Genomic DNA, 17,093 nt, shown 5'->3' with positions numbered 1-17,093 from the left:
TTGGTTTGATCGTAAGAGAAAAGAAAAGGCCCGCTGATGCAGCGGGCCTTTGGTCTTACTTTGTCCGGTCCGCTTTGCGCTGGGCGCGGGAGGGCTTGTTTTTCTTCGGAGCTTTTTTCTTTGCGCCAAATGGTTTGGCACCAGCCTTTGGCTTGCCCTTGCGCGGCGCTTCGCCATCAGCATCGCGCGGTTTGCGAGCCTTGCGTGGTGCGTCGCCGTCATTGGCGAGGGCTTTCATGTCCAGCGGTTCGTAGGCTGGATGATGAGGGGCAGCCTCGTCATCGTCGCGGCGGCGTTTCTTGCCACGCGGGGCGTCGAAGTCACGCTTCGGACCGCGCTTTGGCTTCAGCGTGTCTTCGCGGCCCATGTCCTCGTAGTCGGGCGCATCGCCGCGGCGCGGGCGCCGGTTTTGATAGCCGCCCCGATCGCCCCGGTCTCCCCGGTCACCTCTGTCGCCGCGATCCCTGGGGCCACGATCCCGATCACCGCGTCCGCGATTGCCACCACCGCGGAAGTTGTCTTCCTTCGGTGGTTGCGGCATCTGGCCGCCGCGGGCGTCCAGCAACTTGATGGTGACGTTTTCCTCGCCCGTACCTTCACGCTTGACGGTGCTGTTAAAGCGTTCGCCGTGCTTGCCGGAGATCTCGAAGTAGAGCTCGTTCTGGAAAATCTTGATCGCGCCGACTTCCTTCTTGGTCACATGACCAGCCCGGCAAATCAGCGGCAGGATCCACCGTGGTTCGGCGCGCTGGCGGTGGCCGAGCGACAGCGAGAACCAGACACCATCTTCGAAGTTGTTTTTGATTTCGGCGCTGCGGCCTCCACGGGACCCGGCATCGCGACCCTGCAAAGCGGTCTCGTTCAACTCCGAAACATCTTCAGGCGCGGGCAGGCGCGACTGGCGGAGCTTGACGAAAGCCGCTGCGAGTTGTTCCGGGCTGTGCAGCGCCAGAAGTTCCATCGCGATGGCGCGTTGTTCGTCTTCCAGCTCCGCGGTCAAAACAGGATCTGCCAGGAGGCGTTCCTTGTCCTTGGCCCAGATCTCGTCCGCGGTTGGTGCGCCGGTCCAGGTCGCCTTGATACCGGCAAATTGCATCGTGCGTTCGGCCTGGCGGCGGCGGGGGAAGGGAACCATCAGCACACAGGTGCCTTTGCGCCCGGCGCGCCCGGTCCGGCCCGACCGGTGCAAAAGCGCTGCCTTTCCGGTTGGCAGGTCTGCGTGGATCACCAGATCAAGGTTTGGCAAGTCGATGCCGCGCGCGGCAACGTCGGTCGCAACACATACGCGGGCCGTGCCGTTCTTCATGGCAGTCAAGGCGGCTGTGCGTTGCTCCTGGCTCAGTTCGCCGGAGAGCGACACAATCGCAAAACCCCTGTTCGCAAGGCGCGCGGTCAAACGGCTGACGCCCTCACGGGTGGCGCAGAAAACGATCGCCTTTTCCGCTTCATGAAGCCGCAGCACATTGATGATCGCGTTTTCGCGCTCATTTGGTGCGACCGGATGGGCAACATAATCGATGTCACCGTGCTGTTCGCGGGCATTGATTGTCGACAGGCGGACTGCATCTTTTTGGAAGCGCTTTGCAAGTTCGGCAATCGGTTTCGGAACCGTTGCCGAGAACATGAGCGTGCGTCGGCTTTCCGGTGCGGCATCCAGAATGAATTCCAGATCCTCGCGGAAGCCCATGTCGAGCATCTCGTCGGCTTCATCGAGCACAACAGCACGGAGTTCGGAAAGGTCCAGCGCGCCCCGTTCAATGTGGTCGCGCAAGCGGCCGGGCGTTCCGACAACAATGTGGGCACCACGCTCCAATGTGCGCCGTTCCATGCGCGGGTCCATGCCCCCCACACAAGACGCGGTCACCGCGCCGGCTTCGCCATAAAGCCAGGTCAGCTCTTCCTTGACCTGCAGCGCCAGTTCACGGGTCGGCGCGATGGCGAGGGCGATCGGGGCACCAGGTTTTCCAAGCGTTTCTTCTTCGCCCAAAATGGTTGAGGCGAGCGCGAGGCCAAAGGCAACGGTCTTGCCGGAGCCGGTCTGTGCGGACACAAGAAGGTCGGCGTCAGCTGGCGCTTCGGTCAGAACACTTTCTTGAACGGGAGTGAGGCTTTCATAGCCACGTTTCGCCAGCGCGGCTTTCAGCGCCGGGGCGAGCGACATCAATTCGGTCATTGGATTCTTTCGACTGCTCCGGATCACCTGCGTGCCAATCAGCAGTCTACCGGATCGGGCCATCACCATGCAGGCCCTTGTGGATCGCGGCTTATACAGGCTTATCGCAGCGACGTCCACCAGAAAGAAATGCTCATATTTTGAGCGATATTGTCAGTATTGGCCGTATTTGAAAAATCGCTTCTTTCGCATCCATGTAATTAATGCCGATAGTATAAAGATGTAGGGAATAACATCTTTGGGTATATGTAAATTTTTAACCTGCCTCTGCGTTAAATTTGCGTGACAGAATTTCGCTGGGGTTTGGGATGTTCAAATCAATTCGCGCGCAAATTGCGCTTCTCGCCATTGTTCCATTGGTGGCGTTTATGATTGCCAGTGGGCTGGCCTTGAATGAGGCTATGATCGAAAGCCGGAAGGCATCAGAAATCCTTCCGACCGCACTGATTTCAGAACGCTCAGAAGCGGTTTTGCACGAGTTGCAGAAGGAACGTGGCCGAACCGCGGTGCTTATGGCTTCCGGTTATGCCGCCAAGCCGCGCGAACTGCTCGACAATCAACGCAAGGCAACTGACGCCGCAGTGGCGGAAATGCAGGCCGCGGTAGCCAACTTTGATATCAGCAACGAAAAGCTTCTGGAGCGCGTTCGCACGACCAGCGCTGAGCTTGACCAGATCACCCAACACCGCGCGGGTGTCGACGCGAAGTCGGTTAAAGGTGCGGACAATCTGGCTTTTTACTCCGGCAAAGTGCGCAAGCTGATCACGATCGTGAATTCCGCGGTTCAGGCGAGTTCGGACAACGAATACGCCCAGCATATGACGCCATTTCTTCTGTTGACCGAAGCGATTGAAGCCGGCGGTCTGGAGCGGGCAATCGGTGGGCAGTTGTTTGCAATCGTTGGCAAAGACGGTGAAGTCCCCTCAGCGCGGTTCCTGGCGTATTTCGACCGTCTGTCGGTTGAAACAGCCTTCTTGAAGAATTTCCAGCAAATCGCTTCTCCGCAACAACTGGCGATGTTTGAGCAAACTGTGTCCGGCCCAGCCGTGGACCAGGTAATGGAGTGGCGCAAGGTTCTGCGCACATTACCTGAAACAAAAGATGGGCAGGGCATTGAAGGGTCCGTCTGGTTCGGCAAAGCGACCGAGCGCCTGAACATGATCCGCGCAGCTTCAATTGAAATGTTGAAAGCCGGTGAGGCACGCGCGGCACAAATCTCCGAGGCTGCGAACGGGCATCTGATGCTGGTTCTTACAGAAACGATCGCGGTCGTTCTTGTAACCTTAGCCCTGGTCGCGTGGCAGCTGCGCAATGTTACCCAAACGCTTGGCCGCCTCACGAGTAGTCTGGTCCGGATTGCTGATGGCGATATCGACTTCAAGATGCCGTTCAGTGACCGCACGGACGCGATTGGCGAACTGGCCAAGGCTGGTGAAGTGTTCCAGGAGAATGCGCGGGTGCGCGGTGTTCTAGAAACAGAAGCTGCCAAGGAGCGCGACCGCGAGCGCATGCGTCAGAATCAGATGGAAAGTCTCATCGAGAAGTTCCGCAATCTGATGACCAGCGTTACTGGAGACGTGAACGAAAAAACCGGTCAGATGACCGACATTGCTGCGCGCGTCCGCGATATCTCGCAAGGGGCGTCCAGCGCTGCAACCGAGGCGAAAAATGCGTCCTCCTCGTCGTCTGACAACGTGCAAACCGTGGCGGCGGCGGCCGAGGAAATGTCCGCAGCGATCCAGGAAATTCTCAGCCAGGCAGATCGGGCCAGCAACGTCATCGAAGATGCGACTGGCGTGGCCCAGCAAACAGACGGCAATGTTTCCAGCCTCGCAGAAGCAGTTGAAAAAATTGGCACCGTCGTTGAGATGATCCGCGCCATTGCCGAACAGACAAACCTCCTGGCGCTTAACGCGACCATTGAGGCCGCCCGGGCGGGAGATGCCGGCAAGGGCTTTGCAGTTGTTGCCGCCGAGGTCAAGGAACTCTCGACCCAAACCGCCAAGGCAACTGAAGAAATCTCAAGTCAGATTTCGTCGGTCCAAGGGCTGACCAGCGAAGCGGTTGAGTCCATTCGCAAGATCTCCGGTTCCATCGAGATGATCAGTGAAGTGGCTGGTGCGATCACCGCAGCGGTTGGCGAGCAAAGCATTGCAACACAGGAAATCTCGCAAAGCATCACCATGGCAGCCAGCGAGACGGCAAACGCGGTCAACAGTGCGGAAAGCGTGGATCAGGCCATCCAGGCAACCGCAGGTGAAGCCGAGACCGTGGATCACATTGCTGTGGCGGTGAAAAACGTTGCTGATGAAATGTCTCAAGGGATCGAAGGCTTCCTCAATGAGATGGCGCGTGATGTTGAAGAACGCCGCCGCGCAAACCGCAAGCAAGAGCGCGGTCAGCAAATCCATCTGATTTCCGAAAGTGGCGAGCATATCCGGACTCGGTTGATGAACAGCTCGGAAGGCGGTATTGGCGTGATGAACTTCCACGGTGCGGTTGAAGGCATGCATGTCACCTATGAAGACACCAAAGGACACCAATATCCGATGGCTGTGAAATGGGTCCACGAAGACACGGTCGGACTGCAGTACTTGACCGCAGAAAGGTCAGAGGAAATTGCCGCCTAGGTCCATCGGCTTGACCTTCATTGTCTGAACCGCATCTAACCGGGATAGAGTTGCCTTCGCCCCTCTTTCCCGGTTTTTTGTGTTCATGTATGTTTTTTCCCAATTACTTGACCGACTATCGTTAGAACCAAGGCGCCTTGCAAAAGAGGCGCTTATTGTCCGCTATTTTCAGGAAACACCTGATCCGGAACGTGGCTATGCGCTGGCAGCGCTGACCGGAGACCTGAAATTCAAGCATGCAAAACCAGCTGTCTTGAAAGCGCTGATCGCGGAGCGTTCGGACGAAACGCTGTTTGCCTTGTCCTATGATTTTGTTGGCGATCTGTCCGAGACAATTGCACTCATGTGGCCTGCGCTTCCCGACGACGGCGCGAGCGCTGAGCGTCAACGCATCGAACTGACGGGCGTTGTCGATGCGCTTGAGACCGCAGGCAAAACGGATGCGCCGCGTTTGATCGCGAGCTGGCTGGATCAAATGGATGAGACCGGTCGGTGGGCTTTGCTGAAGCTGGTTACAGGCGGGCTTCGTGTCGGCGTGTCTGCGCGCCTTGCGAAAACCGCTGTGGCACGACTGGGTGATCTTAGTGTTTCGGACATTGAGGAGGTTTGGTTCGGGCTGAAGCCACCCTTTGAAAGCCTGTTTGCCTGGGCCGAGGGCAAAGGGGAACGCCCGGACAATCTGGACCCGGCCCCCTTCCGGCCCGTCATGCTGGCCCACCCTCTTGATGCGGACAGGGATCCTGCTCAGCTTGATGCAGCCGAGTTTGCCGTGGAATGGAAATGGGATGGCATTCGGATTCAAGCAGCGGCTGGAGAAACGCGGGATGGACAAAAGGTCCGTCGTCTCTTCAGCCGCACGGGTGAAGACATCTCGCGGGCATTCCCGGATGTTCTCGACGCACTTAATTTCAATGGCTGTATCGATGGTGAGTTGCTTGTCATGGAGGGTGGCAAGGTCCGTCCATTCGGTGACCTGCAAAAACGCCTCAACAGAAAAACAGCCGGTCCGAAGCTTTTGAAGGAGCTTCCGGCGGCCATTCGGGCGTATGATCTTTTGTCGCTCAACGGTGAGGATTTGAGACCGCTTCCCTTTGAAGAGCGCCGCCGCCGCCTTGAAGGGTTTGTGGCTGACTTCAGTCATCCGCGGATCGACCTGTCACCGCTTGTACCTGTGACCAGCTGGCAGGACATAACAGAGGCGCGAAACACACCGGAAAGCCGGCTGGACAAAGAAGATGCAGCTGCCGTTGAGGGTCTTATGCTGAAGCGCTGGGACACGGCCTACACCGGAGGGCGGCCGAAGGGTCTCTGGTACAAATGGAAGCGGGAACCGCATCTGATCGATGCCGTGTTGATGTATGCCCAGCGGGGGCACGGCAAGCGCTCGTCCTTTTATTCCGACTACACATTTGGGCTGTGGCGGGTAGCAGAGACCGGCGATGAACTGGTGCCGGTCGGCAAGGCCTATTTTGGTTTTACAGACGAAGAGTTGCAGCAGATCGACAAGTTTGTCCGCGGAAACACGACCAACCGGTTCGGTCCTGTCCGGGAGGTTGCCTACAGCAAAGACCACGGCCTTGTTCTGGAGGTGGCTTTTGAGGGGCTAAACAGATCCAGCCGGCACAAATCCGGTGTTGCCATGCGCTTTCCACGCATTTCACGGCTGCGCTGGGACAAGCCTGCTGGAGAGGCGGACCGATTGGAAACGCTGGAGAAGCTGTTGGATCCTGCAAGAGGGGCATCCAACTAATCGGCAATCTGCGGTGACAAGTCCGAAAGAGGCCGTGCTTTGGCCATGGATTTGTGGCAACGGTTATTCCAACGTGTTCATCAGAGTGTCCGACTTCACGCAGCCAGGAGAACCGGCGTCATGATCTGCAAGGGTATTTCAGCAGCATTTGGTCTATTGGTGTGTCTGAGTGTTTCGGGGAACAGCGCGGCGGTTGCTGAAGAGGCTGTGTCGGAAGAAGCCGCAACAGCCGTGACCGATGGCGCGCCGGATAGATATTCTCTGGTCGCCGTAGAGGGTGACGTTCTGAGGGTGGACCGTCAGAACGGGACCGTCTCTGTCTGCAAACAGAAAAACGAGGCATGGCGATGCAATCCCGTGCCCCTGGCTGAAGAGGCCTATCTGGCGGAAATCAATACACTGGCCGGTGAAGTTGAGAGACTGACCGCCCGCGTGGAAGAACTGGAAGGCGGCAATGCAAATGGTCAGCCGCAATTGCCGCCAGGCTCCGCCCTGGATCGTCCTGCTACCGATGCTGAACCCGGAGATCAAACCTCTGGATTGACTTCAGAGGACGAAGAAGAACTCGATCGTGTTCTCGATTTCACCGAGACAGCCATGCGCCGGTTTTTCGGCATGGTCCGCGAGCTTCAAAAAGACCTCGACGGCTCCGGAAACTGACCGGAACCGTCGTGTGGCCAAAAGGCATCATTGAATTCTAAGAAAGCACCATCTTGGAAATGGCGGTTCTTGCCTCTTCCGGCAATTCGACCGCGCGCCGGGCATCGAGATCCATCGTCAGCGCGACCACATCGAGCGTTGCGGCCAAACGGTTGGTACGGCTTTCGAAAACATGATGCCGCATTCCGAAGGTCTTGTTCTGGCTGCCGGTAAAACCGGAGGCAACCACAATCATGTCGCCGGATTTCAATGGCGAATGCCAAATCAACTTCATTTCGATGGCGACCCGGCCAAGATTGTGCTGGGTCAGATAAGCTTGGGTAAGCGGGCTGCGCTCCCATACATGCGGAACGCCGTCCGTGCAGCAAGACAAAGCGAATTGATCATCTGCTTTTCCGTCCGCATTGACGTGTCTGGGCATTACGGTCCCACGGAAGCAGAGCGCTCCGTTGCCCTGCAGGAGTTTGTCCAAAGCCGGGCGTGCGCTGGCTGGGCTGGCCGATAGACCGCGCGGTGTCGCGTCCGCATTCATAGGTGTTTGATAGTTCGAAAACCTCTGCCGGAGTGATTTGACCGTGCTGGGGCTCGGTTCGTATCCGTCGATCGCAGTCGCGCTCAACGCGCCAGTCCCGGCATTTCGCATCTCGTGCACCACGGTCAGCAGATGCGGGCCATCGAAAGCGATCCCGGAGTGCACGGTGATGAGATCCCCGGTCCGCAACTCCTTATGATAGCGCACATGGCGTACACGACGTGTTCCGGCCACGCTGTCGCTGAGGCCGGATATCAGCCGGAATTGCTGATCTGCCTCATCAAAGCGGCTGAAATAGAACTGGACGTTCAAGTGATCATTTTCATCACATTCCCACCGGTTGGTGAAGGAATAGAGAGTTGGTGAAAGCGCCATTTTGAAGAAACTTTGATTAGAGAATAGAACAATCAGCGACGTGAAGTTATTGTAATTAATCTGTTTTTTGAAGTTCTTATTTGTGGCTTTGTTAATCTGTGGAAAACGCAGATGGTATAAACGTCATCTGGGTTGTAATTGTTCGAGATTAAAACTGCTTTTGAGGACCTGTCAGCTGCGTTCAGTGGCAATAGTTTCAATTCAGCGTAAGTATAGTGAAGCAATAGATTCTCTTTGCTGTGTCTCATGCTTATTTTTGAGACCTATTGTACCTTTGATGAGAACGAAGCACCGCCCAATCGTTTGACTTGCCAACGCGCCCTTAGGCACATACTTTCAAACATTACGAACCACGTCTGCGTAAGTGTGTGATAGCCCGGCGTAAAGCCTCGGCTTTCGGAGGAGAGCGCGCAGACACCCGTTCGATAAACGGCCTGAAAAAAGAAGGCTGATCTGGGAGGAAAACGTGTCGGCGCCATCGTATCGCTTTGTCATTGCGGATGATCACCCGCTGTTCCGTGGAGCTTTGCGTCAAACGCTGGAAGCTCAATATCCGCAAGCCTCGATTGTCGAGGCGGGGGCATTGGAAGATGTAACCTCGCTTTTGGAGAAAGACGGCGAGGTCGATCTGATCCTTCTGGATCTGACGATGCCCGGCATGCGCGGCTTTTCAGGATTGATGTACTTGCGCGCGCAACACACCGGTGTACCGGTCGTTGTCGTGTCGGCAAACGAAGACCCGCAGGCGATCCGGAAGGCCATGGAGTTCGGCTCATCAGGCTTTATCCCGAAATCTCATGGCATCGAGGTGATCCGGGAAGCCATTGCCGAAGTCATGCTGGGCAATGTCTGGACGCCGCCGGATGTGGATCTGTCTGCCGATGACGGCAGTGGCGACCTTGTGCAGCGGCTTTCAACGCTAACACCGCAGCAGGTTCGTGTCCTCATGATGCTGTCCGAAGGCCTCTTGAACAAACAGATCGCCTATGAGCTCTCTGTCTCCGAGGCAACGGTGAAAGCGCACGTTTCTGCCATTCTTCAAAAGCTGGGCGTCGAAAGCCGGACCCAGGCCGTCATTGCCGCCTCGAAAATCGAAGCTGGTCAGTGGCAAATGAACGGCGAAACCGTTGAGACGCCTGACGCCTAGGGAGTACTGGCGGCGCTCGGTATTCACCTGCCAAGATCGCCAATCCTTAGTTTATGGAAACGATGCCGCAGCTTCCCGTTGCGGCATTATTTGTTGAATACTGACAATAATTTTTTGAATCCTTCTCCTTTACCGTAATTTCATGAGGGACCAGTTAGGCTCTTCGTGCGCGAAGGTATTGGCGCGTGCATCTCGTTGCGTAGTATTGGAGTAAGCATGCGGTTGTCCGCGCACTGGAAAACGATGCTCCAGGTCATATTCCTGGCGTTTGTCCATCCAGGAAGACAGATCTGGGCGTCTGCCCGCCACAGTGCCACTGGCAAGTCACGGCAAAGCCTGAAAAACTCGATGCAGCCGTTCCTGCTGGCATTTGGTTATCCGGTGGCTGATGAAGATGTCATGCGCAGGGTTCGGGCCGCGCAGATTTCACATGTTTTGCGTCTGACCCCCGTCATGATTGCGGGCAATCTGATTAACGCGGCGGCTCTTACTGCAGTCGGGTTGACGCTTGTGCCGCCAGCATACGTGCTTGGATGGGCTTTGTTGATTGTTCTTGTGATGGCTCAAATGGGCCTGAGATGGCACAAGAGCGGCAGATATCCAATCGAACAGGCTTCCCCAAAAGTCATCGCGCGCGCCATTCATCATGCCACGATTTTGAGCGCGCTTTGGGCCGTCGTGCCTATTGCGGCACTGGCTGTCGGAGATGCTCAAGGCATCTGGATAGCATCCATTGTGACGATTGGAATGACCTGTGGCGGCGCTTTTGCGCTGGCAACTGTTCCGCAGGCCGCGTTTCGATGGTTGCTTGTTTTGTACAGTGTTTCGGCTGTCTCTCTTGCGGTTGTCAACATCGATCTGTCCTGGATCCTGATCACTCTCCTAACGAGCTTTGCCGTCATCATTGTCGGCAGTTCCACATCGACCAGTTGGCTCTTTACCTCTCATTTCCTCTCGGAGGGAGAGTTGCGCCAGCGGGGTGATCTCATCGCGCTCATGATGAACGACATCGAAGACAAGGACAGCGACTGGTTCTGGGAGACCGATACAAGCGGAAATCTTCGAAACGTATCTTCTCGATTTGCAGCTGTGAGCGGGCGAGACCCAAACAGACTTCAAGCAATGCGATTGACCGATCTGGCCTATTCGCTGTCCCATCCGGACGCGCTGGATGGGTACAAAGTCCTGGACGATGCAATCACAGAAATCACGGCGTTCCGGGACCTTGAGATCGGCGTTGATGTCGATGGCGAAGCGCGGTGGTGGGCGGTTTCAGGAACACCGGCTTTCGACGAGCGGGGTTATTTCACCGGTTATCGGGGCGTTGCGTCGGACATAACCGAGATGAAGGTCGCGAACGCTTTGGTCACGCAGCTGGCCGAGCAAGATGCGCTGACAGGCATTGGAAACCGCAACTGGTTCTTGAAACAGGCAGACCTAAAGCTCGCGGCACAACTTGAAAAACGCGCCAGCACTCTGACCCTGTTTTTGATCGATCTCGATAACTTCAAGGTCGTCAACGATACCAGTGGGCACGCAGCCGGGGATGACCTCCTGATCCAGGTCGCTGAACGGTTCCGTTCAATCAGCGAAGGCCGCACCTTACTCGCCCGGTTTGGTGGCGACGAATTTGCAGCTGTCGGGGAATTCGTCAGCGATCAGGCGGCTGAGGTTTTCGCGAATGAACTCGTGAAAGTTACTCGCAAGCCCTTCAAAGTCGGAAAGCGTGAATTTGCGATCGGCGCGACCGTTGGTTTTTCCCGGCTCCGTCAGACAAACTCAAGCGTGAATGATCTCATGCGCGAGGCTGACATCGCGCTTTACAAGGCCAAAGAGGGGGGGCGTGGGCAGGCGCTTGCCTTTGCCGAGGAGATGGAGCGGGAGGTTCGGGAGCGCCGCGAACTTGAAGCCGATCTGCGCGAAGCTTTCGAAACTGACGGCTTGACCATTGAGTTTCAGCCGATTGTTGAGGCCCGCAGCGGCCGTGTCGTTTCAAGTGAAGTTCTGGTGCGTTGGCAGCATCCAACCCGTGGGGAAATTGTTCCTGATGTGTTTATCCCGATTGCGGAGCACGCCGGGCTCATATTGCCCATGGGGATGTGGGTGTTGAAAAAGGCCTGCAAGGTTGCCGCGCAATGGCCGGATCTTGAGACGGTCGCAGTAAACCTGTCTGCGGTTCAGTTCATGGATCCAAATTTGGTTGAAACCGTTTCCGACGTCCTGATGGAGACTGGCTTCCCGGGCGAGCGGCTCGTACTTGAAATTACGGAATCGGTCTTCTTGAAAGACATCGGATCTGCTTCCGAGAAACTGGACGGCCTTCGGGATATGGGGATCAAAATCGCGCTTGATGATTTTGGGACTGGCTATTCCTCGCTGCTTTACTTGCGCAATTACAATTTCGACAAGATTAAAATAGATAAGTCGTTCGTTGATGAAATTGGTGAGCAAAGCGAGGGACTTGCCATCATTGCCGCCATCATAGCCCTTGCCCACAACCTTGGACTGGAAGTGACTGCCGAAGGAGTTGAGCGCCAGTTTCAGGTTGATGCGTTGCGGACGCTCGGGTGTGACACATTGCAGGGCTACTATTTCGGCAGACCGGACCCCAATCCGATGCTGATCGGCGAGATCCGAAATGAGGATTGGGATGAACGGGCGCCGAGCACGGCTCCGGACAAACGCAGTGCCGTAGAAGCTGTACGCGACTGATCGGTCTTAGCTTTCCGCGACAGTCGATCTTTTGCCACCGTCAATAACTGGGCCCTATCGCCTCGGGACTGTTATTCTGCTGCAGATTGATCTGTCCGGCATCGTCCAAGAGCAGCCCGGAGAGCAGCTGGCTTCAATGGTTTGTTAAAGAACGCGATGTCCTTGTCGGCGGCTTCGGTGCGCACCGGGCGGCTTCGATCCGCCGTGATCAGGATGGCCGGTATGTGGCTGCCGAATTTCCAGCGCAGCTTCACGATCGCTTCAATCCCTGTGCCGTTGTCCAGGTGGTAATCCGCCAAGATCACGTCCGGCGTCAGGTTTTCGTGGTTGAGGAAAGCGGCGGCCTGCGTGTCATCGCAAGCCGTGATGACATTGCAGTTCCAATTTGTCAGAAGATGGCGCATGCCGGACAGGATGTCGGGTTCGTTGTCGATCGCAACAACGCAAAGCCCATCGAGCTGGCCTACAACTGCGGCCGGTTGCGGCACCGGTTCTATATCAGGCACGGGCGCGCTGCGCGGCAGTTCGACCGAAAAACAAGACCCTTTTCCAAGCGTAGAGCGCAGGTTCACTTTGTGATTGAGAACGTGGCTGATCCGCTCAACGATTGACAATCCAAGACCCAAACCCTTGGCAACGCGCATGCCGTCGTCAAGGCGATGAAACTCCTGGAAAATGGCTTTCTGCTTGGTTTCAGCGATTCCGAGGCCCGTATCATGCACTTCCACGAACACCCGGTTCTCCCGGACACGGCAGCCGACCAGCACTTTGCCTTCTCCGGTGTATTTAATTGCATTGGAAACGAGATTTTGCAGCAACCGCCGCAAGAGGCGTCGGTCGGACCGGATCGACATGGTGGTGTGTACGATCCGAAGCTCCAATCCCTTTTCGGCAGCGATCGGTGTGAATTCGAGTTCCAGGCCGCGGATCAACTCGTCCAGCCGGAAGACAGTCGGCTCCGGTTTCAAGGCTCCCGTATCGAGCCTTGAGATATCCATGACAGCCCCGAGAATGTCCTCGACCGACTCCAGCGCCGACTCCACGTTCTTGACGAGTTTTCCGTTGTCACCCTCTTGGAGCTTGTCGACCAGAACAGAGGAATAGAGCCGTGCCGCATTCAGAGGCTGCATGATGTCGTGACCGGCGGCGGCCAGGAAACGGGTTTTACCGATGTTTGCTTCTTCTGCGGCGCGCGTTGCCTCCACAAGACGGTCATTAACGTGTGTCAGTTCCTCGGTGCGTTCTCGGACCCGCCGTTCAAGCGTTTCATTGGCTTTTGCCAAAGCCTCTTCCGCCATCACGCGTTCCGTAATGTCGGTGTAGGTCGTCACGATGCCGCCATCAGGCATCGGGCTGATCCGCACTTCCAGAACCGTGCCGCTTTCAAACAGGCGCTCCTGATAGGTCTCCTGGATGATGACCAGCTTCTCGATCCGGTCCTGCACAATGACCTCAACGGGTCCGGAGCCATGTTCACCGCGTTCCGCGTTGTATCGGAGAATTGCGTCGAGGGTCGTGCCGACCTGTCCATATTCTGCCGGAAGGCCCAGAAGATCCCGGAACTGACGGTTCCAGCAGATCAGCCGGAAGTCCCGATCAAACACGCCAATGCCCTGTCGCACTTGATTGAGCGCTGTCTGCAGAAGGTCCCGATTGTGCTGGATCGCCATGGACGCATCGTCCAGAAGTTTCACCGCGCCCTTTGTCGATGGATCATGCCTTTTTAGCATCAAGGTAAGGACGAGACGGGCAGAGGCGGCACCAATTGCGCTTGCCAGCAGTTGCTCGGAGAACCTTAGAAGGTTCGCATCTGCGATTGTATTTGGTTCGATCGAGATACCGCGCTCACGTGCAAATCTCTGAAATGAGCGCTCTGTTCTTTCTTCACCGAGGTAGCGGGCGACGGTGGCCTGGAGATCTCCTGCGGTAACTGACGTCCGCCAGTAGAGGAAGTTGGTCGGATTGCGGAGTTCTGACGGTACAAAGACGTTTGCTTGCAGCGTTTCTGAAGGCTGAGGCTTGCGGATCAGCGATCCGGCGATGAACAGAACAACATTTGCCGCAAGGCTCCAGAGCGTGCCGTGAATAAATGGATCTGCCTCAATACCGAACAAGGATTCCGGCTTAAGCAGGTCAATGCCAAATGGCCCCGTGCTCATGATGGTGTCGGAGATCAACCCGGATTGGGCAAAGGTCGGCAATAACAGCGTGTAGGCCCAGAGAAACAGGCCGCCACTCAGACCAGCAATAGCGCCAGTGGCTGTTGCCCGCCGCCAGTAAAGCCCGCCGAAGAACGCTGGTGCGAATTGGGCAATCGCAGCGAACGACAATAGACCGATGGAAACGAGGGCAGCCGTATCACCAGCGGCCCGATAATAGGCGTAGGCGAGAAGTAAGATACCGAAGATGGCCAGGCGGCGAATGGTGATCAGACGCCGGCTCAGATCCCGACCGTCGGTGTTTACGATGTCCTCTTCGCGATGTCCTCTCAGCATCAGCGGGATGACGATGTCATTTGAGATCATAATCGCAAGGGCGACTGCAGCCACAATCACCATTGCTGTTGCGGCAGACAAACCGCCGAGAAAGACGAAGATCGTCAGCCAGTGCTGACCTGCATCCATCGGCAGGGCCAGAACATAGGTGTCCGGATTAACGTCCTGCCCGAACCGAAGGAGCCCCGCCGCTGCGATCGGAATGACGAAAAGATTGATCAGGATCAGATAGGCTGGAAACAACCAGGTTGCGCGTTTCAGTTCCGCATCGGAGTTGTTCTCCGTCACGGTCACGTGGAATTGGCGCGGCAGCAAAAGAACCGCAAATGCCGACAAGGTCGACATGACAACCCAGTTGCTGATCTTGATTGGCTGATCGAAGACCGCGGCAACTTCAGGCGCCTCGGATATTGCACGGATCAAGTCAAAGGGGCCGCCGAACAGCCCGTAGGTGACCCAGAAACCGACTGCCAGAAACGCGATCAGCTTGACCACCGCCTCTGCGGCAATCGCGAGCATCAGGCCTTCTTGGTGTTCGGTCGCATCAATGTGCCGGGTCCCGAACGCAGAGCTGAAGATCGCCATGCCCAACGCAACCAGGAGCGTCAGATCGGCAAAGCCCGGATAGAGAAACTCCGGCGGCGAAAATATCGGGCCGACCATCGTTGTGATAGACAGGGATACGGCCTTCAGCTGCAAGGCGATGTAGGGGATTACGCCGATCACGGCAATCAGGGTCGCCAACGCTGCGACGGACTGGCTCTTGCCATACCGCGCACCAATGAAATCGGCGATCGAGGTAATGCTTTCCGTTTTGGAGATATGGATAATCCGGCGCAGCAGCGGGTAGCCAAGGGCAAAGACCAAAAGGGGACCGATATAGATGGTCAGAAACTCAGCGCCGTTTCGGCTAGCGTTGCCGACCGAGCCGAAAAAGGTCCAAGACGTACAATAGACCGACAAGGACAGGGCATAGATCATCGGCCGGCCGCCACCGCGCAAACGCTTGGAGCGCCGGGCCATCCGGTCGCCATAACTTGCTATGGCAAACAGCAGCAGGATGTACACCGCTGCCGCCAGTATCACGAGCCAGCCATGCAGCATCGTCTTGCGGTTATCCTCCCGGGCAGTTTTTTGGGGTCAGTTTCAAAGTATGCCGAATCTCAGCACATCCCCGTGTTTATTCCGCCTCTTTCGCGATCCGATCACAGCTTGCAGCAGATGTCTATTCGCCATGCGGCGAAGACAGATCTGTCGCTGAAACACTCTAGGCAGTCCCGCTATTGATCAGCACCTGTGAAGCAGAGTTCAAATTGTTTCATGAAAACATCGGAAGAATTGCAGGTATGTTGACGGCGGATAGGGCTACTAAGGACCACACATTTGGCTGCGCTGATTGATACATTGAGCCACGAGGCACGCATGGCGCCGGAGAGCGGCATCGTTGAAGTCTTCAATGCCGGACAAGGACGTGATGACGTAATTCCTTTGTGGGCGGGGGAAGGGGATCTGCCGACACCCCAGTTCATCTGTGATGCTGCGAAGCAGTCCCTCGACAACGGTGAAACCTTCTACACCTACCAGCGCGGCATTCCGGAACTGAGGTCCGCGCTGGCCGGATATCATCAAAGAGTTTTCGGCAAGGCCTTTGCACCTGATAGGTTTTTTGTCACCGGTTCCGGCATGCAATCCATTCAACTCGCCATCCAGGCTATTGCATCCTCCGGCGAAGAAGTGTTGGTGCCAACACCAACATGGCCAAACATCGAGGCAGCTCTTGGGATCAGAGGCGTAAAACCGGTCTCAGTCCCAATGCGCGAAGTGCTCGAAGGATGGGAATTGGACGTGGATGATCTGGAGGCTTCGATTACGCCAAAGACCGCTGCGATATTCCTTAATTCCCCCAGCAATCCAACAGGGTGGGTCGCGTCAGAAGAGGTGTTGAGACAAGTGCTTAGTCTTGCCCGTGAGCGCGGACTTTGGATCATAGCGGATGAGATCTACGCACTGTTCTATTATGGCGAGGCAAACCGCGCCCCGTCCTTTTACGACATTGCGGAAGAGGATGATCAGATCATCTATGTGAACTCCATGTCCAAGAACTGGGCAATGACGGGATGGCGTATTGGCTGGATTTCGGCACCAGAGGCGCTGGGCCAAGTCTTGGAGAACCTCATTCAATACTCAACGTCCGGCGTCCCGATGTTCAGTCAACGTGCGGCTGTCTCAGCTTTGAATGACGGCCATACGTTTCTCGAGCAGCAAGTTGCGCTTGCCAAAGAAGGGCGGGACTGCGTGGTTCAGGGGCTTGGGGCTTTGAACCGCGTCCGGATCGCGGCCCCTCAAGGCGCGTTTTATTTATTCTTTTCCATCGACGGTGTTGAAGATACCCGCAAGTTTGCAATGGATTGTGTCCGCGAGACCGGTGTGGGTCTTGCACCTGGAACAGCGTTCGGAAACGGCGGAGAAAACTACATTCGCTTGTGCTTTGCGCGCCAGCGCGCCCATTTGGAAGAAGCTATCCAAAGAATTAGCGTTTGGTTGCCAGAGATTTAGAACAAAGACGGGTTGCTGGAGTACGTGAAAATCCGTAAGTCTTGATGGAAGGGCGAGTTCCAT

General features: G+C 56.2%; 9 protein-coding genes. 6 read left to right on the top strand and 3 right to left on the bottom strand.

Annotated elements, in window-relative coordinates:
- Positions 1-55: 55 nt before the first annotated feature.
- Positions 56-2,173, bottom strand: coding sequence for a DEAD/DEAH box helicase (locus tag ACVDG4_RS08740; protein WP_447234762.1), 2,118 nt, complete (start codon positions 2,171-2,173; stop codon positions 56-58).
- 308 nt (positions 2,174-2,481) lie between these two features.
- Here ACVDG4_RS08740 and ACVDG4_RS08735 point away from each other — a divergent pair, with 308 nt between their 5' ends.
- From ACVDG4_RS08735 to ACVDG4_RS08725, 3 genes are all read left to right on the top strand, one after another.
- Positions 2,482-4,803, top strand: coding sequence for a methyl-accepting chemotaxis protein (locus tag ACVDG4_RS08735; RefSeq protein ID WP_447234761.1), 2,322 nt, complete (start codon positions 2,482-2,484; stop codon positions 4,801-4,803).
- 85 nt (positions 4,804-4,888) lie between these two features.
- Positions 4,889-6,553, top strand: coding sequence for a cisplatin damage response ATP-dependent DNA ligase (locus ACVDG4_RS08730; protein WP_447234760.1), 1,665 nt, complete (start codon positions 4,889-4,891; stop codon positions 6,551-6,553).
- Between the two features lie 120 nt (positions 6,554-6,673).
- Positions 6,674-7,213: a hypothetical protein gene (locus ACVDG4_RS08725; protein ID WP_447234759.1), complete on the top strand. Its 540-nt coding sequence runs from the start codon at positions 6,674-6,676 to the stop codon at positions 7,211-7,213.
- Positions 7,214-7,250: 37 nt separating this feature from the next.
- On the opposite strand, the gene ACVDG4_RS08720 is transcribed toward ACVDG4_RS08725, so the two are convergent.
- Complete coding sequence (locus ACVDG4_RS08720; RefSeq protein ID WP_447234758.1) at positions 7,251-8,120, bottom strand: acyl-CoA thioesterase; 870 nt, start codon at positions 8,118-8,120, stop codon at positions 7,251-7,253.
- Positions 8,121-8,586: 466 nt separating this feature from the next.
- Between ACVDG4_RS08720 and ACVDG4_RS08715 the strand changes: the two genes are divergently transcribed.
- Together ACVDG4_RS08715 and ACVDG4_RS08710 are read left to right on the top strand one after the other, a co-directional pair.
- Positions 8,587-9,267 carry a response regulator gene (locus ACVDG4_RS08715; protein WP_133947876.1) on the top strand — a complete coding sequence of 227 codons (681 nt, stop codon included), beginning with the start codon at positions 8,587-8,589 and terminating at the stop codon, positions 9,265-9,267.
- 216 nt (positions 9,268-9,483) lie between these two features.
- Positions 9,484-11,979, top strand: coding sequence for a putative bifunctional diguanylate cyclase/phosphodiesterase (locus ACVDG4_RS08710; protein ID WP_447234757.1), 2,496 nt, complete (start codon positions 9,484-9,486; stop codon positions 11,977-11,979).
- A gap of 71 nt (positions 11,980-12,050) precedes the next feature.
- Here ACVDG4_RS08710 and ACVDG4_RS08705 read toward each other — a convergent pair whose 3' ends face one another.
- On the bottom strand, positions 12,051-15,578 hold the full coding sequence (locus ACVDG4_RS08705) for a PAS domain-containing hybrid sensor histidine kinase/response regulator (protein ID WP_447234756.1): 3,528 nt from the start codon (positions 15,576-15,578) through the stop codon (positions 12,051-12,053).
- A gap of 279 nt (positions 15,579-15,857) precedes the next feature.
- Here ACVDG4_RS08705 and ACVDG4_RS08700 point away from each other — a divergent pair, with 279 nt between their 5' ends.
- On the top strand, positions 15,858-17,030 hold the full coding sequence (locus ACVDG4_RS08700; RefSeq protein ID WP_306149410.1) for a pyridoxal phosphate-dependent aminotransferase: 1,173 nt from the start codon (positions 15,858-15,860) through the stop codon (positions 17,028-17,030).
- Positions 17,031-17,093 lie beyond the last annotated feature (63 nt).

This window comes from Roseibium sp. MB-4, assembly GCF_053005265.1.
This window is presented reverse-complemented; position numbering and strand designations above follow the sequence as displayed.

Coding starts and splice junctions, on each gene's coding strand:
- ACVDG4_RS08740 (WP_447234762.1), bottom strand. CDS start 2,173: ATGACCGAATTGATGTCGCTCGCCCCGGCGCTGAAAGCCGCGCTGGCG.
- ACVDG4_RS08735 (WP_447234761.1), top strand. CDS start 2,482: ATGTTCAAATCAATTCGCGCGCAAATTGCGCTTCTCGCCATTGTTCCA.
- ACVDG4_RS08730 (WP_447234760.1), top strand. CDS start 4,889: ATGTATGTTTTTTCCCAATTACTTGACCGACTATCGTTAGAACCAAGG.
- ACVDG4_RS08725 (WP_447234759.1), top strand. CDS start 6,674: ATGATCTGCAAGGGTATTTCAGCAGCATTTGGTCTATTGGTGTGTCTG.
- ACVDG4_RS08720 (WP_447234758.1), bottom strand. CDS start 8,120: ATGGCGCTTTCACCAACTCTCTATTCCTTCACCAACCGGTGGGAATGT.
- ACVDG4_RS08710 (WP_447234757.1), top strand. CDS start 9,484: ATGCGGTTGTCCGCGCACTGGAAAACGATGCTCCAGGTCATATTCCTG.
- ACVDG4_RS08705 (WP_447234756.1), bottom strand. CDS start 15,578: ATGCTGCATGGCTGGCTCGTGATACTGGCGGCAGCGGTGTACATCCTG.